Raw genomic sequence first — 22,431 nt, forward strand, 5'->3', positions numbered from 1 at the left:
GAAGTTCTACCAAAAAATCCTGATCAATGAGAAGTGGGGAACAACTTAATATCCCAATTATCGTCGGTGCGGCGTCGGTGGTGCAGCGGCCTACTACTTAGCCAAACTACGGCAGCGCGTTCTACTCATCGAGTAGTTTACTAAATTCATCAGTGGGTACGGCACTGAGCAGATTGTTGCCGCTAGTACTACCGATGCATTGCCGATATTGGTATTGTAATCAGTCCAGAGACGGGTGACGAGATTTGTGCTGTGACCGGCGATGGCAGTCGCTTTGGCTATCGGATTACCTATATTTCGCAAACTAGCCCAGATGGATTAGCTCATGCCGTAAAGATTGCTCAACCCTTCCTAGAAGATTCTCCCTTTCTCATGTATCTAGGCGACAATCTGATTCAAGACAGTTTGATGGGATTCGTGCAAGAGTTTCTTCAGCGACAGCTCGATGCCATGATCTTGCTAAAGCACGTTCCCAACCCAGCAGCCTTTGGGGTCGCCGAGCTAGATAACGATGGCAAAGTAGTCCGTTTAATCGAGAAGCCCAAAAATCCTCCCTCAAACTTTGCCTTAGTTGGCGTGTATTTATTTGCTCCCGCTATGCATCAAATCATCGCTCACCTGCAGCCTTCGGCGCGGGGCGAATTAGAAATCACGGATGCCATTCAATCTCTAGTAGATATCGGCAAAACAGTAACAGCTCAACAACTCAAAGGATGGTGGTTGGATACGGGGAAGAAAGATGATCTATTAGAAGCTAACCAAATCATTTTGGATGCCACCCTATCCAGTGAGATTTTAGGTGATGTAGACGATATGACAAAAATCAGTGGGCGAGTTCGGATCGGGAAAGGGTCCAGGCTAATAAACTCTAGTATTCGCGGCCCAGCCGTGATCGGTGAGAATTGTCACATCGAAAACTGTTTTATCGGATCTTATAGCAGTATCGCTGATAGCGTAAAACTAATTGATGTAGAGGTAGATCACAGTGTTGTTTTAGAGGGCGCGGTCATTCAACAACTTCATCAACGTATTGTTGATAGCCTTATCGGGCGTAGGGCCAGGCTCGTCAACAGCCCTCAACGTCCCAAAGCCTTACGCTTTATGATCGGAGACGACTGTCAAATAGAGCTTATCTAGATCTGAAGGGGTTTGTGTTTGCACAGCTAGTCTAAATTGATTGCGTTGTTTTAACTATGTTGTTTGAAGCATACATGTAGGAGTGGTTTTGGCAGATACTGTTTTAGTTACGGGTGCTGCGGGGTTTATTGGTTCGAATTTTGTCCGTCTCTTATATAAGAACAAAAAGTCTATTCAGATAGTTGTTCTTGATGCTCTTACCTATGCGGGCAATCGAGCTAATATCGCCGATCTAGAAGATTCAGATAGGTTTACTTTAGTCGAGGGTGATATCTGTGACGCTCAGCTAGTTGCCAAACTTCTAAGAGACTACGCTGCTGACACGCTGATTCACTTTGCGGCTGAATCTCATGTTGATCGCTCTATATCAGGTCCTGCTGCGTTTGTTCAGACAAATGTAGTAGGGACGTTTACCTTGCTTGAGGCGTTTCGCAATCATTGGGAAGCCAAAGGAAAGCCTGAGCATTTTCGTTTTCTCCACGTTTCGACCGATGAAGTGTTTGGCAGTTTAGACCCTGGTGACCCAGCCTTCAGTGAAACGACTCCCTATGCGCCTAACAGTCCGTACTCTGCCTCAAAAGCAGGCAGCGATCATCTGGTGAGGGCCTATTTTCATACCTATGGACTACCTACTCTAATTACGAACTGCTCTAACAATTACGGCCCCTACCAGTTTCCTGAAAAGCTGATTCCGCTGATGTGTTTGAACATTCTGCTAGGTAAGCCGTTGCCTGTTTATGGTGATGGTCAAAATATTCGAGATTGGCTACATGTAGAGGATCACTGTAGTGCGATCGCAACCATTCTACAAAAGGCTGTACCCGGAGACACCTATAATATAGGCGGCAACAACCAAGTCAAAAATATTGACATCGTTGAGCAACTTTGCGACCTAATGGATGAGCTAGTAGAAGCACTCCCTGTCTCCCCTGCCAGACAGCTCATCACCTTTATCCCTGACCGACCAGGTCACGACCGTCGCTATGCTATGGATATTACCAAGATTCAGCGGGAGCTAGGCTGGCAACCCAATTATGACTTTGCCACTGGCCTGAGGCAAACGGTCCAGTGGTATCTGGCCCATCGCGATTGGTGGCAGCCCCTACTGTCTAAGGAATAGCAGCGCTACTGCGCAGATTCATACGACAAATCTCCGGTAGCCGACCGGTAGCGTATTCTAAATACACCACACCTACTCAACGTTCATACAGTCCTCGTTGAACCGCTGCCCAACCCATCGGTATCATATCCAGCAGGATGTAGGCTCCAGCAGGATGTAGGCTTCGATTCTTCAAGATTACATGGCAACAACGGGCTCGTTCCCATGTATTGCGTTCGTTGAATACAGATCTGCCTTAGTTGTTGTCCACTCTCTTAGCTCTCTACCCATCAGTCTCTCAATCTCAACCACATCGAGCATGACCAAATCGCGTATGATCTGTTCTATCTTCTCAGTCACAACAGGTTTGTCTTCTATTTTTCTTCGACCCGGTTTACGAATTGCATCAGAAACTGGCTTCGCTATATACTCTGGCACAAAGAACCTTACGCCCTGTGCAATTGGACTTTGCAAAATTTTATCGACTTTAGCACTATTTTTATATTCACCAACTGACTTATTAGCGTGAACGTCATCGACATGATCGGAAAAAGAAGAGTCTATCCCTAGGAAATCAAATACTTTGCTCAAAGAAGATCTTCTATTGGAGATAAGTTCTTCAAAGGTTAATAGTAAAACTTGTTCTTTACCAAAGCGTTCTATATATGGTTTTATTTGCACATAGTAACGAGAGATATTGATATATTTAGGACGGTTCAAAATCTCTTTCTCAAAGGAGTCTTCAAAAGTTGTTCCCCTTCCGCGTTTATGTACATATTGAGAAACTATTCTATCAATAGGATCTCTCATAATGTATATTAGCTTCATATTCGGGTTGAAGTCATAAAGTGCTTGACAAGGATCTATGCCAAAACTTGGATAGAAAGTGTAGGTTGTGGATGCTTCTCCACAGATTTGATTACTTGAAGGATTATACAGTTTCTTATATTCTTCGATACGTTCCTGCCAGTTAGAGACTTTGCTAAAGAAATGAGGCTCTTTCTTATCACAAAAACAGACTTCAGGATGCATTGATAAAATTGTAGACAGACTAGTTGTCCCACTCTTCATAGCACCTACTATCACGAAATCTACAAAAGACATAGCGCGCACTCCTAAACTTCTTGCCTACAACAATAGTATCCTCATAATGGTTTATTAGTTGAACAAAGGTGGTATCTGCGTATACGCCTCACTTTAGACACTTTTACACGTTCACATCTCTAGACCAAGCGGCAAGACTGCTTAGCGGCCAGACCTATCTAAAGCGTATAGCTAAGGGCTTACAAGAGGTTACCTATTCCTCTTAGCAACCACTATGAACTTGCTTGCGAGCTCTATATCTACAGATAGCACCTCTCGACATCATGCCCTCTCTACACAGCTTCGATATACATCTAGGGTCATTTGCGCTACGGTTTCCCAGCTCCATTCCGCAGCTAGTTGGTAATTATGCTCACCCATATCAGGCAAATCATGTGTTCTGTGCAGTACATTCTCCAAAGCGTGAGCTAAGCCATCACTGCTACTAGGATCGTAAAGAAAACTACCTGTTTCATCTAGCACCTCTTCCATACAGCCGAGCTTCGGCGCAACACAGGCTCGACGAAATGACATTGCTAATATTAAAGCACCCGATGTAAGCGATTTTCGATAGGGAAATAGCACTACATCACTGGCGTTCATGTAGGTTTGGACTTCTTCTTCTGGGATGAAACCCAACACTTGCTTAATATTTTTGTTACCCTTCACTTTCTCTTGAATAAGATTTTCCAAACCTTTGTCCTTGTTTCTAAACCTTCCGGCAATCACTAGATAGGCATCCTTAGAACGCAATTTTTGAAAGGCATCAATCAGTTCCGGCACGCCCTTGTACCAGCGAATCATACCAAAGAACAAAAAAACTACACTCGATTCAGGAATTTCTAACTGTTTGCGTGCTTCTTGTCGACTTATCCTATTGTCATAAGCTTCGACATAGTTTCCGTGAGGAACGACAAAAACCTTTTCAGTATTTTTGATATGAAATGTTTGACAAAGCTCGGATTTTGCAGCATAGGAGTGGGCTATAATCGCATCGGCTAGCTTACTCACTGACAAAGTACATATTCTGTCTGAAAGTGGGTATAAGTTTTCGTGGTTTTTGAGATTATGTGCTGTCCAGACAATCTTGGTTCCTCTAAGCTTTAATATAGTCAATCCACTAAGAAACCTAACTAATTTCAGAAGCGAACCAATTGCACTTTCCGCACGAAAGTATGCATGTAGCCAATGCAAATGCAGAATATCTGTATCCCCTCGCTTGATTATGGTTGGCAAGAAGATTTTTCGGCGATCTATTCCTTCTAATGTGATTCCCGACTGCTCTAACTTTTCATACAGTTGTTTCTGGTAGGGATTGTTTTTACTGAAATCCGGTGCATAGCTTGCCTTAATGAAACGCTTCTGAGTAAGTTCACTCTCGCTGAAATCATTCAAGGACTGAGTCTTCTGCTTTCCTGTATATGTCGATGAATTACTCATGCTTACCTTATTGTTTCAACCTTGAGCCATAAGCTGGGCATTATGATTATACTGACATAGTTAAGAACGGAGCTTTTTTATATTCGTTTCATTCTTTGTAGCGAATAACACAACTATCTTCTCATAACTCTGATGAGTGCCTTAGCAGATGAATGCCTTAGTAGGTTGTCTCTGATAGATATTGTTCTAGAAGAAACGTTCTTGATCTGGCTTACTAAGCTTTGTCCAGAAATGTCTTAGGCTATATGATTAAAGCTCTATGTACGCGCAAACTAGAACAGCGCTATCAACCCGATAGATTCTCCCAACATCTCCCTATACTATTCTCCACACAATAAAATTTTCTAAATCGAAGAAATTTCAGAACCTAGTGCTCTGAGCAAAAACATCTGTATTTTTTTCGTAATCTCGCCTTCTGGGATAGATAGAGTAGTTAGATAGAAACTAGAACGGCCTTTCAGCCGTCGGCGAGCTAAACAAAGGAACAACGATATTGTTCTAGATATCTGTTCTTGTATCGATTTCCCTGACTCGGGCAAACTACAGAAGACAAAGTCTTCATCTGAGCTAATATGATTGCTTAACTTATGGTTAAAAGTAGAAATTCGTTTATCGCTACTTGCTGCATTGATAAATAGATATTCGTTTTTTTCAACAAAGTTCCTATTTATTTTGTATAAAAATACAGTTGATTTTGGCTTTGATATGAAATCGTATCCAAAAGCTTCGATACCAGACTGACAAGCATAAGTTGCGGGTTTATAGAGGTAGTTAGGTAAGTTTTTCTTCCAAGCATATAGCCGGCTTGGATCTAGCGGCTGAGAGACCTGCAATTTCCAAGGTTCTTTCGGTGTAATGACATTGTGGGCGGACTTTGAAGTATCCATCATTGAAGGCTCAAAAGTCCTGTGAATATGGTTGCACACTTTTCTCAACGTAGCCTCCGGTTCTAGAACTAGATCTTCATATCGAATAGTTAAAGTTCCTTTATCATCCTCGCAAAAATCATGACTTTGATTAAACCATTCGCTCCAGAGATAGCAATTGGCCAATACTGATTGACTAGCCCATGGGAGTTTTCTCATTGATACTGCAGAGTCTCTTGGATCTCGGATAATTCGAACAATGAAAGCTTGGGGAAAAGCCTTGCGGATTGTCGGCAAATGCAGCAAGTGATTAGGAGTTTTTTCAACCCAGCACTTCTTGTCTTTCTTTTGGGCATGTTGTAGAGTAAGCGACTCTAACATATTTGTTATCGAAGGCGACCTACAGGTAAGATATTCATCTATCTCACCGGGTGTAAGCTCGAAGAGCTCATAGACCGGCTGCCTCGACAGTTTGAGAGACAAAATCTCGTTGACAGCCTTTTTGGGCCAATCAACCTCCTCGATTGCGCTTCTCAATTTGTTAGGATTTAATCTTCTGAAAAAATGAGTTTCTGGTCCACAAGCAATCTCACTGTGATTTGCTAAAAAAGCAGAAAGAAGAGTGGTACCAGAACGAGGCGCTCCGACTATAAACACAGGTTGGTCTAGCATGTTTCAGTTATTACTAGTAATGGCTTTGTTACACGAACAAACCATGGGAAGATGCAGTGGTTAGAAAGGTGATGCTGGTAGGCGCTTCTGCACGTATTAAGTTATCTTCAGGGCTGCCAGATTCGCTATAGTTATCAATAGTTCCTTACTTATTCAAGAAATTACCAATCAAAAATGAGACTCTCTTTTCGTACAAGATCTGACCTTCAAGGTATCTCTACAAGACGCTAAGAAAGCTAGCTGCTTTGTCCTTCATAACATCTGGCGATTAGAAAAAATTATTAAATACATATTGCCTACCCTACAGTTCGCCTCTTAAACCCGTATCATGATGGTTTACTAGTCAGACATAGGCTGTATATAAGGCTACTGCCTACTTATCATCGCTGAGTGAAAGTGTAGCTTTCCTAGTTACTAGTTCTTTCTTGACTAGTCAGTTCTGACACAGCATATGTCGATCCTAAGGGATATTCAGTTTCGACTACAGTCAAAAATCATTTTCGCTTTGGACTTCGGTATTACTAAGGCGACTATCACTAAGGCGACACATTCGACTACTTAAGATATCTTGGAAGCAGTCTTGTAGATGATATCCCACATGATGAGTTCAGTCGTTGTAGGTATAGTTTTGCAAGAATGGAAAGGACTGCATTTTAGTCGCTACATAATCTATTAGCTCCGCTGACCATTCTGTAGAATGACGACTATTACTAGGCGATCGATAAACAACTTTGGCGCAGTCAGCTAAATAAGACTCTATTGGCTCTACACCCAAGAAAGTACACAGCTGCTGAAGATACGCTCGTGGATCATCGATAAAGTCTTCATGCCCAAACTCGAAGATTTCATCAGCTGATAGGCTTTCTTTAACGTCAGAACTCGCTTTGCACAGAAAGAAATAGTAGTCGATGCTCCGTTTGAGATCACCTTTGAGATGAGGCGTTTTTTTAGCAAGTGTACTAATGTTATCGTAAGTGTTTCTATAAACGTGGACAAACTTAAGGTCGACATCGAGTATCTTTCTTAGGTTTGACAAGGGTTTAGGGCTAGCCGCAATTCTAAGGGTCGTACCACCGCCTTTCTTATCTCCAAGCACCTTCAGTTGCTCAGTACGCCCTTGCCATTGATTAGGTACATAATAGTTGTAGCCGCCGCCTATCTTATGAGATGGATCGGCAGACCGCTGGGATAGTTCCAGAATAAGCTCATAGATTTGATATCTGCTGTAGCCCGCATGAGCATACTTTAAGATGTCTGCTTCATGGGAAATAGCTATGTGGGGATGAGCATTCAAAAGCGACCCTACCAAGGTATGACCGCTTCTGGGATACCCTAGGAACAAGCAAAACGTTTCTACATCTTGCCAGAGCTCACTATGAACAAATCCGCTGTAGGCTAGAGGAATATAGCGTTTCGCGATCTCTGCCAGCTGAGGAAGTCTTCCTTGTGTGCGGGACGCGGTTAACCAATTTGAAGTTTTACTCATAAAGCCGTACGCTCCATAGATTTGGTCCGTATTTTTGAGGGTATCTGTGTCTTTAATGAGGATACTTTAGACGGTTATCGAGGACAGCGCCATTGCTGCCTGTTAAACAACGTATCTAGATATCTTCAAAAACCACTTAAACTTCAGGAGGTTAGTGCTAGCAAGTCCTTTTGAGATTGGAGGATGACCTGCCGAGTGACCAAGCGATCGCGCTCACTTCAGCAAAATTCAAGATCCAAGAAGTTACCACCAAAAGCACAAAAAATCATCGAATTCAGTAGATACTATAAGACTAGAACTTAATAGAAGCGAATAGGGAATGGATTTTATAGCGTCGGGTAAATCTTGTTTGGAATGGCAGGGAGATTGCTTAGTTGTTGGTCTTTCGGAAGAGTCATTGCCCCTAACAGGCATCCTATCAGACCTGAACGATCAATCTGGCGGCTTACTACAGATGCTGATTGACGAAGAGGCTTTCAAGGGAAAGGCCGGATCGACCGCCGTTACCCGGCTCGCCCCTGATTCAAACATCAAAAAGATCGGCCTTGTAGGCTTAGGTAGCTCTGATTCTATGGGGCTTGAAAGCCTAAGAAAAGGAGCTGCTGCGGCTGCTCGACTTGCCCAAAAGGCAAAGTGTCCTATCCTAGGCGTCAGCTTTCCAGTCTGGAATAACAACCCGAGCTTAACCGCACAAGCCCTTGTCGAGGGTATAGCCTTGGCGCTAAACCAAGACAACCGCTTCAAATCTGAGCTAGAGACCGACAAAACAGAGCTCTCAGCGGTTCATCTGCTGTCTTTTGAAGGTCAAGAGGCAGCTGTAGAAACGGCTAAAACCGTTTGCGAGGGCGTGATCTTAGCTAGAGAACTTGTCTCCGCTCCGCCGAACGTTGTTACCCCAGAAAAGCTAGCCGACACTGCCGCCGAGATCGCTCGTGACTTTGGCCTCCAGTTAGAGGTTCTAGAGCGTGATGACTGTGAAGCTTTGGGTATGGGCGCATACCTAGGTGTCGCCCAAGCCTCTGACTTACCGCCTAAGTTTATCCATCTTACCTATGCACCCGAGAATCCTAAGCGCAAGCTCGCCATCATCGGCAAAGGGCTGACGTTTGATTCGGGCGGATTAAACCTAAAGCCCAGCGGCTCGGGCATCGAGATGATGAAGATAGATATGGGAGGCGCGGCGGCTGTACTAGGAGCTGCTAGGGCGATCGCTCAGCTTAAGCCCGATGTAGAAGTTCACTTTATTAGCGCTGCCGCCGAAAATATGGTGAGCGGTCACGCTATGCGTCCCGGCGATATATTAACAGCTGGCAACGGAAAGACGATTGAAGTCAACAACACCGACGCTGAAGGCCGCTTGACCCTAGCCGACGCGTTAATCTTTGCAGACAAGCTCGGCGTCGATGCCATGATTGACCTAGCGACTCTTACAGGTGCCTGTGTCGTGGCCCTAGGCGATGATATTGCAGCCCTCTTCAGCCCAGATGAACAGCTTGCGCAGTCCCTATCTTCTGCGGCTGAACTTTCTGGCGAGAAGCTATGGCGAATGCCGATGGAAGAAAAATACTTTGAAGGGTTGAAATCTGTTGTCGCAGATATGAAGAACACTGGCCCTAGAGCAGGTGGATCGATTACAGCAGCACTCTTCTTGAAGCAGTTCGTCAAAGAGACGCCGTGGGCACATATCGATATCGCTGGGCCAGTCTGGACTGAGAAAGAAGCGGGATACAACAGCGCCGGGGCCACTGGATACGGCGTACGAATGCTAGTGCAGTGGGTACAAGGAGACTATTCTCAAGGCAGCTAGTTAAGAGCAGTTTGAACATCAGATATGGCTTCTAGATTGTCGGATTTAGAAGCTCGTTTATTAGCGCTGACGATGGGTTTAAACGCAGGGATTTCCTGTCGGCAGGAAGGACAGAACCAGCTTATCTCGTGCTGTCGAAACTGCCTTAGCAATCTGTCATTACAAATGGTGCATCGGTATAGCGGGCGCTCTTTATGGGGAATCATGAATGATATATCGCCAGTTATTAAGTAAGCTGTTTCTCAAACTGTACAGGCACAAGTATTACTGTGTCCTCTGATACAGGAGGTGACTGGTTGGTATTTATACAGATCTTTCGGCATAGATTAAGCTTCTATTGCGTCTGACTTTCTGCTTCCTTAGGCGCTTTCACCCTACGAGTTTCCTGCTGTCAATAGCGACAATTCTGACCAGACCCTATGAGATTACTTAATCACTTCTTTGTGTCTGAGTGTGGTCAATCATATATATCGTTGAGCGTCTCGGTGAATAATCTATCAGTGCGGCTTTACAAGCGGTTCGGGTTTTAGATTGTAAGCAGGAGCGATAAATTAATCATTAATGAAACGAAACTAGAATGAAATCAGTGACAGGTTAACAGTTCACATACAGCGGATCACGAAAGCTATTAATTCTGTAGTTTCTATGTTATCTGCCACTACTAATTCGAACCTCCACGCCTGTCGAGCTTGGGAGCTGTAGCTTGTGCGCAATAGGGCTTAGTACAAAATGTATTTATACCAAGATCAATTTTCTGAAGAGCATGACTTCCCAAAGAGAAATCGGCCTACAAAGGTTCTAATAATCGCGTCTACACCCCGTTGTGGTAGCCATATGCTAGAGCATGCCTTATACAGGACAAATAGTTTTGGCTTTCCGCTAGAGTATGCCAATCCTCATAATCCTGTTGAATGGAACAGACGCTTTAATACAGATAGCTTACCTAGAGCTTTAGCTGAGATACAGCAACGAAGAACTTCTCCCAATGGCGTTTTTTCAATCAAAGTTCATTACTCACATATCAAACAATGACGACGAGCCGCGCAGCGTGTGAGCGTCGAGAAGTGATACTCCGTCCGCTTGCGGCGGAGATGTTCATTGGCAAAGTAAAAGCTAAACTGAGTAAAATACTCCATTCATAACAGAATAGGACAAAATTTAGTCAATCCAGTTCTTAGCTCTCTCTACTGCTTTTTGCCAGACAGCAAAATCAGCTTGTGCTTTCTTAGCGTTCTCCGACGGCTCAAAAACGCGGTCAATCTGACGGCTTTCGACCAGCTTATGATAGTCATCCCAAAGGCCAACGGCTAAACCTGCGGCAAAAGCAGCGCCCTGAGCAGTTGCATCGAGCACGGCAGGCCGTTCCACCGGGATACCTAGTACATCTGCCTGATATTGCATTAGAAAATCGTTCTTGCAAGCACCGCCGTCTACCTTGAGCTGCTTGATCGGGGTGCCAGCATCTTGATTAACGGCTTCGACGACTTCTCTAGCCTGATTCGCGATCGCTTCCAACACCGCCCGCACCATATGGGCCTTCGATGCCCCACGGGTAATACCCAAAAATGCCCCCCGAGCCCCCATGTCCCAATGTGGCGCTCCCAATCCGCTAAGGGCAGGGACAAAATACACACCACCGTTATCTTCGACCTGAGTGGCTAAGTCCTCGGTCTCAGCCGCATCGTCAATGATCTTGAGCCCGTCTCGTAGCCACTGAACGCAGGCCCCCGCCGTGAACATGCTGCCTTCTAGCGCATAGCCTAGCGTGTAGTCATCGCTATCGGGCTTGGCCGTTGTCCAGGCCACTGTAGAAAGCAGCTGGTTTTGCGATCGCTCCCTTTTCTCACCCGTGCTTGCAACCAAAAAGCAGCCTGTGCCGTAAGTGCATTTGAGTAGGCCAGGGCGATCACATCCGTGGGCGAACAAAGCTGACTGTTGGTCACCAAAGATTGCCGCGATCGGCACCTCTATTCCCAGCAGTTCAGGATCACTGTGGCCGAATATCCCTTGACTAGGCCTAATCTCCGGCAATATCTGTCTAGGAATATCAAACAGCTTTAGCATCGACTCATCCCACTGCTGAACATCCAAATTCATCAGCATCGTGCGACTAGCGTTGCTGTGATCAGTCGCATGAACCTTACCACCCGTCAAATTCCAGAGTGCCCAGCTATCGACTGTACCGGCTAGCACATTGTCTATATCAACAGTATCAACGTGGTTTAGCAGCCAGTTGATCTTGGTGGCCGAGAAATACGCATCTAGAAACAACCCTGTCTTCTCGTAGATTTCTTTCCGGGAAGGCTCAACTGATTTACAAAAATCTGCTGTCCGCCGATCTTGCCAAACGATGGCCTTATGCAGAGGTTTACCTGTTGTCTTGTCCCACAGCAAGCAGGTTTCTCTTTGTACCGTCAGCCCGATTGCCGCTAGATCTTTGGCCTCAATCCCAGCCTCTTCTAGCGCTGCGCCCATTGCCCATTTCACCGCCTCCCAGATCTCTGTAGCGTCGTGCTCTACCCAACCAGGCTGAGGGTAGTACTGGGTCAGCTCTCGGTAAGCTTGGCCAACAATGCTGCCGGATTTATCGAAGATGATGGCGCGGTTGCCAGTAGTGCCGAGGTCGAGAGAAAGGATATGAGGCATGGGAAAGGATGAGTGTGGAGGGAAGAAAGGAAAAAGATTAAGGAACTACATCATTGCTTCAAACAGGCCAATGAGGTTACCTGCAGGATCTCTGAAGTAGGCAACCTTAAGAGAAAATTCGTTGTTTTGTGTAGGCGGCTCATCAAAGCTGACACCCGCTTGGCGAAGTTCGTGATAGATATCGTCTAGGTTATGAACATTGAGAATAAGGCAAACTTTGTCTTGGACATTTTCGGCCACGGGGCGATCGCTAGTCCGCAAAATTTCAGCCATCTCGCGCTGACAAAAGAGCGAAATCCACATGTTCTCAGTAATTTCAAACTCGGCGTAGCCTTTCTCAACTTGCAATGTACGTGGCTTAAACTTGAGAACGTCTTTATAGAACTGAGCACAAGCGGCAACATCATCGACAAATAAACGGGTATGAGCGGTTCGAACTTCCATGTCACTCGAGCTTTCTCTCCAAAGGGTGCCTTGATTATTTCTCGATTCTGAGACGCTAAGGGGTTGAGTTTGAGGAACTTAATATAGACTCGCAAAAAAGCTTTGGGCAAGACACAGTTTCACCGACTGTATTGGGATAGGGTTATAACGTCAGAGCCAAGTAGTCAGAACTTCAATTAATTCTTTCTCAAGAGGCTTCTCGCGTTCAAGTCTCGCCCCTTGAAAGAGGTTCTATCCATTCTATCCAGGTAGAGCAGCACCAACACCCACTCAGAGCTAAGGGGGGAATAAACAAAAATGCTCAGTACAGCTTGGCGGCATGACTGAGCGATGATAGATATTTAAATTTTTGGAAATCGGAACAATGGCGGTTTCAATCAACGCAGGAAAGAACGATTCTTACAACGTCCTTCACCTAGCAACTTATCCTCTTCCAAACAGACGCTTCAGTGGATTCGAAGCGATCTGTCCGATCGATGGAGACATCTTCTTTTTGGCAGCTTGAACGGGGTCTGCATCTGTAAGAATCTGAGCCGCTCGCTCGCTAATATCCGTACTGCGCTCCCGGCTGGTCGAAGAGACAAGTGTTGCTTTTGGCCCACTATCACCATTCGCATCAGATAAAGCGGTTTGATAGGCCTGGTTTAGGCTAGGAATGCTTGCTGCGATCGCAGGCAACTCCATTACCCGAGCCTCAAGATTCTGTCCAATAGAGGTTAGCTGTGCCTGCAGCCCAGCCGGTAAAGAGTCCTCTTGTTCACTAAGAGCCGTTAAAAAGGCGGTTAAATTTTTCTCTTGTTGCTCGTTCATTAGTTATGTCCTGAGACTGCACAGTTAAGAATAGACATCAGACAATAACGTTAGAAAGTTTACAAGTCTGCCTGTCTTTTGGGCTTATCCTTAGTAGGATTTAAATCATGCTATATGAGTAGAGAGCACCTAGCCTCTTTCTTGCGAAGGAATGAACAGTCAAGATTAATGAAGCAATCGAGGCCCTCTTTCTATCCTTTCAAGAACGGATTTTCTCTATTCTCTAACTCAACTGCATTAATCGACTTAGTCACTCTAGCAACCAGACCAAAGTTGAGGTTCACCTACCTGAAGCGCCACCAACGTTGTACTAATACTCTTACTAAACAACGCAATAGACCCATAGTTGTTGATGTCACTATTTACTACGCCAGACGCATCAACATTGACATAGAAGCACTAAGCTTTTATGAGTTTTTGGTCTTCTAAGTTTTTATCCTTTAAGAGTATTCAGAAAAAATATTTACTCAACAGGGATTCCGACAGTAATCAAGTGATGATAGACTAGGCTCTATGAGAAAATATAGTTCATAGAGCCTAGTCTATCTTATTCAAAAGACATTCGAAATACATTAGGACTCCAGGTTTTTTCCACAGATATCTGAGGCCGATCACTCTCTCAATACATCTGCTAATCGAATACCTTTTTAAGCATGCAAATTACTAATCGGATAAACTTTCGGCATCTGCGTGGAGATGTCTTCGGCGGTGTAACTGCCGCCGTCATCGCCCTACCAATGGCCCTAGCTTTCGGTGTTGCCTCGGGAGCTGGCCCTGTTGCTGGTCTTTGGGGTGCAGTCTTAGTCGGCTTCTTCGCAGCCTTATTTGGCGGCACACCTACGCTTATCTCTGAGCCTACTGGCCCGATGACAGTAGTGATGACTGCAGTCATTGCCAACTTGACAGCAGCAGATCCTGAAAATGGTCTCGCCATGGCCTTTACTGTCGTGATGATGGCCGGCCTTTTTCAAATTATCCTTGGCACGCTGAGATTAGGGAAATACGTCACTATGATGCCCTACACCGTAATCTCAGGCTTTATGTCGGGTATCGGTATCATTCTGGTGATCTTACAGCTGGCGCCTTTTTTAGGCCAGGCGAGTCCAGCAGGTGGAGTTATTGGAACGCTCCGGTCAATTCCTGAGCTAGTAACCAACATCCAGCCTGCTGAAACCATTTTGGCGACTATTTCAGTTGCCATCATTTGGTTTATGCCCTCTAAGTTCAAGAAGGTCATTCCCCCTCAGCTAATTGCACTAATTGCGGGAACAATTATCTCTTTGATCTTTTTCTCCAACGTAGATATTCGCCGCATTGGTGAAATTCCAATGGGCTTCCCAGCCCTGCAAGTTCCAACCTTCAGCGCTTCTCAATTACAGCTCATGGTAGTCGATGCAATTGTCCTTGGCATGTTGGGCTGTATCGACGCTCTGCTCACTTCTGTGGTAGCAGATAGTCTGACTCGAACCGAACACGACTCGAACAAAGAGCTAATTGGTCAGGGTCTAGGTAATATCGCCTCTGGTTTGTTCGGTGGTATTGCAGGTGCTGGTGCCACGATGGGAACTGTTGTTAACATTCAATCCGGTGGTAGAACGGCGCTTTCTGGTTTAACTCGCGCGGCTGTGCTGCTAGTTGTCATTTTGGGTGCAGCTAATCTAGCAGCAGCAATTCCTCTAGCGGTATTAGCTGGAATCGCCTTGAAAGTAGGTATCGATATTATCGACTGGAGTTTCTTGAAGCGGGCCCACAAAGTCTCTTTGAAAGGTGCGCTGATTATGTACGCCGTGATTGCACTCACCGTACTAGTCGATCTAATTGTAGCGGTCGGTGTGGGGGTCTTCATCGCCAATATTTTGACCATCGAGCGGATGAGCTTGCTCCAATCTAAGTCCGTCAAGACTATCACCGATGATGATGATGCTATTCTACTGAACTCTAACGAACAGCGTTGGCTAAATGAGGCTAATGATCGCGTTCTGCTGTTCCATCTAAGCGGTCCGATGATCTTTGGTGTGGCCAAGGCAATCACCCGAGAGCACAATGCAATCAAAGAGTGTGACGCAGTTGTGTTTGACTTAGCTGATGTTCCTCACCTAGGCGTTACGGCTTCTCTGACTATTGAGAATGCGATCAAAGAAGCACTTGAAAAAGGTCGTCAAGTTTTCCTCGTAGGTGCGCAGGCTCAAACCTTGAAACGACTTAAGAATCTCGATGTTTTGAAGTTATTGCCACCTAACTGCATCTTCGACAGCCGAGAAGAAGCTTTGAGATATGCGGCGCAGGCAGTCTCTCCAAGGCTATCAGAGCAATCAGCATCTGTTGAGCCTTTAGACTATGGAGCATCACCATCGCCTAGCTGATTTACAACAACTCATCTGTGACCTTATCTATCAAGATCTGCATTCAGCCTGCTTCACCACCCAAAGCTGTATAAGCCCAAAGCTGTAACCATTGATAGGCAAAATGACAGACGCTATATTCATACTCAAAGCTGGCGTAGAACCACTCATGACGTTGTTGTATCTATCAAGTTAGTTACGAACAGTTGTGATACCCCTTAAGAGTCTTAAGCAACAACCGCGAATCCAACCAGCAGAGAAGATATTTAAGACTATCCTTCTCTGCTATATCTTCTCACCCGTTTGCACCTTCCATAAGCCCGCATAAATGCCGTCTTTTGCAAGCAAATGCTCATGAGTATCACTTTCAATCAGCTTGCCTTGTTCCATGACATAGATGCAATGAGCATTGCGAACCGTTGACAAACGATGCGCGATCGCAATAACAGTTCTCTCTTGAGTAATTTTCTCAAGTGACTTTTGAATTGCTGCTTCAGTTTCATTATCGACTGCCGAAGTTGCTTCATCTAGAACCAAAATCGGTGGGTTTTTTAGCAAAGCTCTTGCAATTGCCAGCCGTTGCCGCTGGCCGCCCGACAACTTTTGACCTCGTTCGCCCACTATTGTGTCATATCCATTCGGCAGCGCCGCGATAAAATCATGAGCTTCAGCGACATTCGCCGCTCTTGTGATCTCATCTAGAGTCGCATTGAAGCTACCGTAGGCAATGTTTTCAGCCACTGTGCCATGGAACAGAAATACATCTTGGCTCACTAGTCCGATCGACCTTCTCAAATCTTTAAGCGATAGAGACTGCAGATCTAGGCCATCTAGAAAAATTTGACCAGCATTCACCTCATAGAAGCGCAGTAATAGCTTGACTAAAGTACTTTTGCCTGAGCCGGTAGATCCGACAATTGCAGTTGTTTTTCCAGCTGGAATTTTAAGAGAGAGGTTTTTGAGAATAGGCTGCCGCTCGTGATAACTAAAAGAAACATCCTCAAAGATCACTTCACCACTGACTTGCGCAGTGGGTAAAAGGGTTGTTCCCGGACGAATCGCTACAGGCGTATCTAACAGATTTAGCACTCTATGGGTTGAGGCCATCGCTCGTTGATACTGATCGAGCGTTTCACCTAGCCTTGTTAAGGGCCAAAGCAAACGCTGTGTAAGAAAAACCAGCACCGTATAGGTACCTGCCTCTATATTACCGGCAGCAGTTGCTAAGCCACCATAGAACAAAATTCCAGTAAATCCAATCAGAATAATGATCCGGATCAATGGAATAAAAGCAGCACTCAAGACAATCGCTTGACGATTGCTAGTTTTATAAGCTTGGCTCTCACGCTCTAGCTGCGCTATTTCAAAGTCTTCAGATGTGAAGCTTTTGATAGTAGCAATGCCGGTGAGGTTGTTGATCAAGCGAGCGTTGATCACTCCGGCTTTATCTCGAACATCCGCATAGCGCGGAGCAAGGAATTTTTGAAAGGCGATCGCGCCCCCGACAATCAGTGGCATCGGCACGATAGCCATCCAGGCCAGTCCCGGTGCCAGGACAAAAAACACAACGCCGATAATCAACACCGTTGCCGCCATCTGGATCAGCTGATTTGCGCCTCTATCTAGAAAGCGCTCTAGCTGATTGATGTCATCGTTCAGCATAGACATCAGCTGCCCGGTACTACGCTCTTCGAAGTAGGCCAACTCCAATCCCTGCACATGTCCATAAGCATCTATGCGCAGGTCGTGTTCTATCGACTGCGATAGGTTACGCCACAGCAGCTCATACGCATACTGAAAAGCAGATTCTAGAATCCAAACGAGGAACGTCAAGGCGGAAAGTAAAATGAACTGCGATCGCAAGTCCACCACACCCCATCTGGCGAGGATGGAATTCTGCTGATCGACCACAATATCAATCGCAACGCCAATCAACGCAGGAGGAGCTAGATCAAAAACTGTGTTGAGAAGCGAACAGAGACTTGCCAACCATGCTCTAGACCGATACTTTCGGCCATAGGTTAGCAGACGCCTCAACGGATGCGTAGAAGAAGACATAGGAAATCAGCGAAAATCGCCAAGGAAGTAGGAGGCTTTCGCTAGGACTATAGCAAAATAAATTAGCTGAGTATCCCCGCCAAATTATGCAGATATTGTTCAAATGGCTATAGTTGACCTGCTGTAATTCAGGCATCGATTCAACTACAGAAACTATGGCCTAAGCGTCTGCTGTTGCTCAAGCGATGATTGCTTTAGTCACTATAGAGGTAGCCGGAGAGTTGGCAGTCGCGCTAGGTGTCATCGGATTAACTACCACAGGATCGGCAACGACAGAATCAGCAACGACAGAATCAGCAACGACAGGATCGGCAACGACAGGATCAGTAACGACAGAGTCAACAGCTGAATTTGCAACTGTCTTTGCCTGATCGCTTTCTCCACTAGCAGCGACGGGAGCAGCTAGCCCTAGATCTTCCGAGATCCAATCAATCACCTGATCGAGAAATAAATCAGTATCTGCTACCGGCAGCCGAACCGGAGCAATGTCATGGTTGTCGATCTCGTGTGTAAGGTGATTTTCGGAGGTCAGATTCTCTAGTGCTTGGTTAAAGTCATCTACCTCAATTTCAGGTGCAATCTTGCTCAAAGGCGGCACAGTACTTTCAGAGATCTCAAATTCCCCTAAGTCGTTGACCACACAGAATGAATCTGGCTGCTTAGGCGTCTCCTCTGCTGCAAACATCACTTCAAAAGAGCCTGCAGATTCTACGATCTCAATACCTTTAGCGTCGGCGGTTTCGAGATTCTCAGCAGCGCTCTTCTTAACCTGAGCCTTGCTGCCAAGATTCGATAGAGAAATGATTTGCGGTTGAGACTTTACAGGATCGGCGCTGTAGCCTTTAGTAGGACGACTGCTATGACCTTTACCAAGAGGACGATTAGCAGGGCGATTAGCTGCGTGACTGGTCGGAAATATTTCGAGAATTCTCTTTCCTAGCAAAGCCGCTTTCTTCTCTGCTCTGCGGTGCGACGCTGCTGCAACCGTACTTGCCGCGAGCGCAATCCCTAACAAAGTCTTGGCAACGCTACCGTTTGGAAGTAGCGGTAATAGGCTTTGCCCAGCTACCAATTGAGCATGATGTGTCGGGATACCACTAACCGCCAGAGCGGCTTCTGGCGAAGTAGCCAAAATGAGATCGCGCTCTGATTGATAGCTGTCTAATACGCTCTGCTGGGAAAGCAGCTCACGCTGGAGGCGTTCGTATTCGCCTATATTTCTAGATAAGCGCTGCTGACGACCAATTAGTGAGGTCTCAAGTGCGGCGAGCTTTCGCTGGCGAAGCTGTTGAACTTTTTGCTGGTGAGTTTCAACTAGCAAAGCGCTGAACGCTTCTGTAGCAGCCTCTGTAAAATAAGTAGTCCCTAGAGTTTGGCTTCCACCAGCTAGCAGATAGCGGTTGAGTGCTTCTCCAGCAGCAACATGAGTTTTCCCAAGCAACGCTTGATACTCGGCATAGAGCTGGTTGAGTGCGGTGCCATCAGCATTGACTCGGCTATATTCTGTTTGAATGTTCTCTTCTACCGTTGATAGCTGAACCCACAACGCCTGATAGATTGCATCTTCGGCCAAGATCTGCTCAGCGATATCGACCTCCACATCTGCAAAGGACAGCTGGGTCTTGAGCTGTTCAGCTCGTAGGCGGGTTTGGTCTAATTCAATATCAAGCTGCCGCTCCTGGCTAGCAACTTCTGTGATTCGATCAGCTAGAGCCTTTTTGTAGGCACTAATATCTCCTTGTCCGTGCTGCCGCGAAAAATCTTTAAGCTGCTCTTCTAAACGCCCGACTCTAGCAGCCGCAATAGGAAGCTGCGAGCGAATATAGGTCAGTCGGCGACAGCTGTCGGTCACACAAGCTTTTGCCCGTGCGGTATCAGAAGCTACCTTAGCAACAACAGATTGGACAGCGCTGTTAACTTGCGTGGTATTTGCCTGAGTAGCATAGGAAAGAGACCAGCTGTAGTCTGCATTAACAGTAGCTGACGGTTGTTGGCTAGCCGACGCTAGGTCGTGGCTATCACTAAAAGCAACAGGTGTCGATGGTTCAACCAAGGAAGAGAGTACCTTCGCCTGATTAGAGACAACCCCCAGAGGAATTTGAGCTAGCTGCGTTTGTGAGGACTGCGTTTGTGGGAGCCGCGTTTGTTGCGAGACTAACTGATGTGAGGTTGCAGACGAATTAACAAACGAGTTCGCAAACGCAGCTTCACCAACGAACGGAACTAGCACCGAAGCTGACGCAATTGCAACTGCACGTGATAGGGCATTCTTACCTCTCTTCTGCCAATTGCTTCGAGCCGACAGGCGCTTAAAGGCTTGTCTAACAAAAAAATTGACGGAAGAGAAATTGTTGTGAGTGCAGCTAGCTTTTTGCATCGAGATATCCAACTAATTATTTAGCGGGCCTTGTTATTTAGCGGGCCTTGGTACAGATTGCCTGTAAGTATGTAGCTCTGGCGCAAATCATTAGACTTACAGCACGTTTGCTAAGTTACTCTACAAAGCGAGAAGGAACAGAGCCCATGACATGCTCTAGGTACTCTAAGGGGCACTGCATCTTTCTTATCTAACGGAGACACCGCTGAAAGACATAGAACCTGCGAGATAGTGACCTAATATTACTGGTTATTGACTGATGTTACCGATTATATAGTTACACAGTACCCGGAATGGTCGGTTGTAGAACAGTCTACATAGAGACTTCATGGTTTCTAAAAGCGGGCTACTTAGTCCCTTTATGTAAAAGAAGAAATGATTGATAGCTATCGCAATTTAGCAGACTTATATCGAAGCACGTTGTTTGACAACGTTATTCCTTTTTGGGAAAAGCACTCGGTCGATACTCGATACGGTGGCTACTTTACTTGTCTCAATTCTGAAGGCGTAGTCTATGACACTGACAAATTTGTCTGGCTACAGAACAGACAGGTTTGGACATTTTCTATGCTCTACAACGCGCTCTACAACGTCAAGAAGCAAACAACAAAGCAGGATAGATGGCTAAACCTGGCCAAAGCTGGCGTAGATTTTCTGGCTAAACACGGTAGAGACCCAGAAGGAAACTGGTTTTTCTCATTAACTCAGCAAGGAGAACCGTTGATTCAGCCGTACAACGTTTTCTCGGACTGCTTCGCGGCTATGGCATTTAGTCAGTACGCTCTAGCATCTGGGAGTGAGGCCGCTAAAGAGATTTCGCTTCAGGCTTACCAAAACGTTCTGCGTAGGCAGACCAATCCAAAAGGAAAATACAACAAGGCATATCCAGGCACCCGGGTGCTAAAGTCACTAGCGGTGCCGATGATTCTGGCGAACCTATCTTTGGAGATGGACTGGTTGATAGCCGATACGCAGCTAGATGAAGTGCTAGCTAGAACAGTTCATGAGGTGATGAGTGATTTTCTTGACGAAGAGCGTGGGCTGCTATGCGAGCATGTGGCCGCCGATGGCTCGCACGTAGATTGCTACGAAGGGCGGCTGATTAATCCTGGGCACGGGATTGAAGCAATGTGGTTCATGATGGCGATCGCCCAGCGACAGCAGAATACACATCTTATCGATCAGGCCGTAGAGGTTATCCTTAGCATCCTCGATTTTGCCTGGGACAAGCAGTATGGCGGCCTATACTACTTTATGGATGCGGCAGGGCACCCGCCACAGCAGCTAGAGTGGGATCAAAAGCTATGGTGGGTACATCTAGAGACGTTAGTAGCGTTAGCGATGGCATACCGACTGACAGGCCAACAAGACTGCTGGAGCTGGTATCTAAGGGTACACGACTACGCCTGGAGCCATTTCCCCGATGCTAAGCACGGTGAATGGTATGGCTATCTCAACCGCCGTGGAGAGGTGCTGCTACCGCTAAAGGGGGGTAAATGGAAAGGGTGTTTTCATGTCCCTAGAGCAATGTACCTCTGCTGGCAAGAGTTTGAGCAGCTAAGTAAGCACCCACAGCAAAGTCCATAGCCACTGACAAATCATGCTAAGAATTTCCCATATGGTGTCGATTCCAGATAGCGAGATAGCGATCAGCGCAGTTCGTTCTCAAGGCGCAGGTGGCCAAAACGTCAATAAGGTAGCAACAGCAGTACATCTGCGTTTTGATGTAGGCGCGTCTTCTCTACCAGACTTCTACAAGCGGCGGCTGTTAGCACTTCGAGACAAACGACTGACCAAAGACGGCGTGATCGTGATCAAGTCGCAAGAGCACCGTACTCAGGCTCGAAATAAAGAAGAAGCGCTGATGAGATTACAGCAAATGGTGAAGTCAGTCGCGATATTACCGAAGACTCGGCGAGTGACTAAACCGAGTCGGAATGCTAAACGGCGGCGGCTAGAAAACAAGGCAAGGCGATCGCAGCTAAAAGTTTCCCGTAAGAAAGTCGATCTTGATTAGGACATTATGACCAGAACCTCTGAGTGTTTGGAGCTATTGTTCAACGCGACTAGCCAAACAAGCGTTCTACTGGCCATCTCAGACTCCTTTACAAGAGGATGACTCAGTAGATTTCTTAAGCATCAGTAGACTTCTTGAACATAGGTA

General features: G+C 45.9%; 15 protein-coding genes. 6 read left to right on the forward strand and 9 right to left on the reverse strand.

From position 1 onward, the window contains the following. The first annotated feature begins 207 nt into the window (after positions 1–207). Complete coding sequence (locus tag S7335_RS18930; protein ID WP_369791693.1) at positions 208–1,137, forward strand: glucose-1-phosphate thymidylyltransferase; 930 nt, start codon at positions 208–210, stop codon at positions 1,135–1,137. 88 nt (positions 1,138–1,225) lie between these two features. Then, complete coding sequence (gene rfbB, locus S7335_RS18935) at positions 1,226–2,257, forward strand: dTDP-glucose 4,6-dehydratase (RefSeq protein ID WP_006457684.1); 1,032 nt, start codon at positions 1,226–1,228, stop codon at positions 2,255–2,257. A gap of 177 nt (positions 2,258–2,434) precedes the next feature. Here rfbB and S7335_RS26225 read toward each other — a convergent pair whose 3' ends face one another. The 4 genes from S7335_RS26225 to S7335_RS18955 all read right to left on the reverse strand — a co-directional run bounded on the left by S7335_RS26225 (position 2,435) and on the right by S7335_RS18955 (position 7,783). After that, positions 2,435–3,340 carry a sulfotransferase domain-containing protein gene (locus tag S7335_RS26225; protein WP_006456812.1) on the reverse strand — a complete coding sequence of 302 codons (906 nt, stop codon included), beginning with the start codon at positions 3,338–3,340 and terminating at the stop codon, positions 2,435–2,437. Positions 3,341–3,601: 261 nt separating this feature from the next. Continuing rightward, on the reverse strand, positions 3,602–4,759 hold the full coding sequence (locus tag S7335_RS18945) for a glycosyltransferase (protein WP_006456472.1): 1,158 nt from the start codon (positions 4,757–4,759) through the stop codon (positions 3,602–3,604). A 344-nt stretch (positions 4,760–5,103) separates the two neighbouring features. Continuing rightward, a complete protein-coding gene (locus tag S7335_RS18950) occupies positions 5,104–6,297 on the reverse strand; it encodes a sulfotransferase (RefSeq protein ID WP_006456560.1) in 1,194 nt (397 codons plus the stop codon). 607 nt (positions 6,298–6,904) lie between these two features. Further along, a complete protein-coding gene (locus S7335_RS18955) occupies positions 6,905–7,783 on the reverse strand; it encodes a sulfotransferase (protein ID WP_006456676.1) in 879 nt (292 codons plus the stop codon). A gap of 319 nt (positions 7,784–8,102) precedes the next feature. On the opposite strand from S7335_RS18955, the gene S7335_RS18960 reads away from it, so the two are divergent. Then, positions 8,103–9,590: a leucyl aminopeptidase gene (locus S7335_RS18960; protein ID WP_006456950.1), complete on the forward strand. Its 1,488-nt coding sequence runs from the start codon at positions 8,103–8,105 to the stop codon at positions 9,588–9,590. Between the two features lie 1,158 nt (positions 9,591–10,748). Here the strand turns inward: S7335_RS18960 and glpK are convergent. From glpK to S7335_RS18975, 3 genes are all read right to left on the reverse strand, one after another. Next, positions 10,749–12,236, reverse strand: coding sequence for a glycerol kinase GlpK (gene glpK, locus S7335_RS18965; RefSeq protein WP_006455264.1), 1,488 nt, complete (start codon positions 12,234–12,236; stop codon positions 10,749–10,751). A 45-nt stretch (positions 12,237–12,281) separates the two neighbouring features. Continuing rightward, positions 12,282–12,680 (reverse strand): VOC family protein, encoded by a 399-nt coding sequence (locus tag S7335_RS18970; protein WP_006456985.1) that lies wholly within the window; start codon positions 12,678–12,680, stop codon positions 12,282–12,284. Between the two features lie 423 nt (positions 12,681–13,103). Further along, a complete protein-coding gene (locus S7335_RS18975; RefSeq protein ID WP_006455164.1) occupies positions 13,104–13,490 on the reverse strand; it encodes a hypothetical protein in 387 nt (128 codons plus the stop codon). A 653-nt stretch (positions 13,491–14,143) separates the two neighbouring features. Here S7335_RS18975 and S7335_RS18980 point away from each other — a divergent pair. Beyond that, positions 14,144–15,853 carry a SulP family inorganic anion transporter gene (locus S7335_RS18980; protein WP_006454776.1) on the forward strand — a complete coding sequence of 570 codons (1,710 nt, stop codon included), beginning with the start codon at positions 14,144–14,146 and terminating at the stop codon, positions 15,851–15,853. A 264-nt stretch (positions 15,854–16,117) separates the two neighbouring features. On the opposite strand, the gene S7335_RS18985 is transcribed toward S7335_RS18980, so the two are convergent. Continuing rightward, positions 16,118–17,890 (reverse strand): ABC transporter ATP-binding protein, encoded by a 1,773-nt coding sequence (locus S7335_RS18985; protein WP_038016524.1) that lies wholly within the window; start codon positions 17,888–17,890, stop codon positions 16,118–16,120. Positions 17,891–18,068: 178 nt separating this feature from the next. Then, positions 18,069–20,120: a hypothetical protein gene (locus S7335_RS18990; RefSeq protein ID WP_157620327.1), complete on the reverse strand. Its 2,052-nt coding sequence runs from the start codon at positions 20,118–20,120 to the stop codon at positions 18,069–18,071. 522 nt (positions 20,121–20,642) lie between these two features. Here S7335_RS18990 and S7335_RS18995 point away from each other — a divergent pair. Both S7335_RS18995 and arfB read left to right on the forward strand, forming a co-directional pair. Further along, positions 20,643–21,854 carry an AGE family epimerase/isomerase gene (locus tag S7335_RS18995; protein WP_006454575.1) on the forward strand — a complete coding sequence of 404 codons (1,212 nt, stop codon included), beginning with the start codon at positions 20,643–20,645 and terminating at the stop codon, positions 21,852–21,854. Between the two features lie 13 nt (positions 21,855–21,867). Then, positions 21,868–22,284: an alternative ribosome rescue aminoacyl-tRNA hydrolase ArfB gene (arfB, locus tag S7335_RS19000; protein WP_038016526.1), complete on the forward strand. Its 417-nt coding sequence runs from the start codon at positions 21,868–21,870 to the stop codon at positions 22,282–22,284. The last annotated feature ends 147 nt before the right edge of the window (positions 22,285–22,431 follow it).

The sequence above is a fragment of the Synechococcus sp. PCC 7335 genome (assembly GCF_000155595.1).
Taxonomy (GTDB): Bacteria; Cyanobacteriota; Cyanobacteriia; order Phormidesmidales; family Phormidesmidaceae; genus Phormidesmis.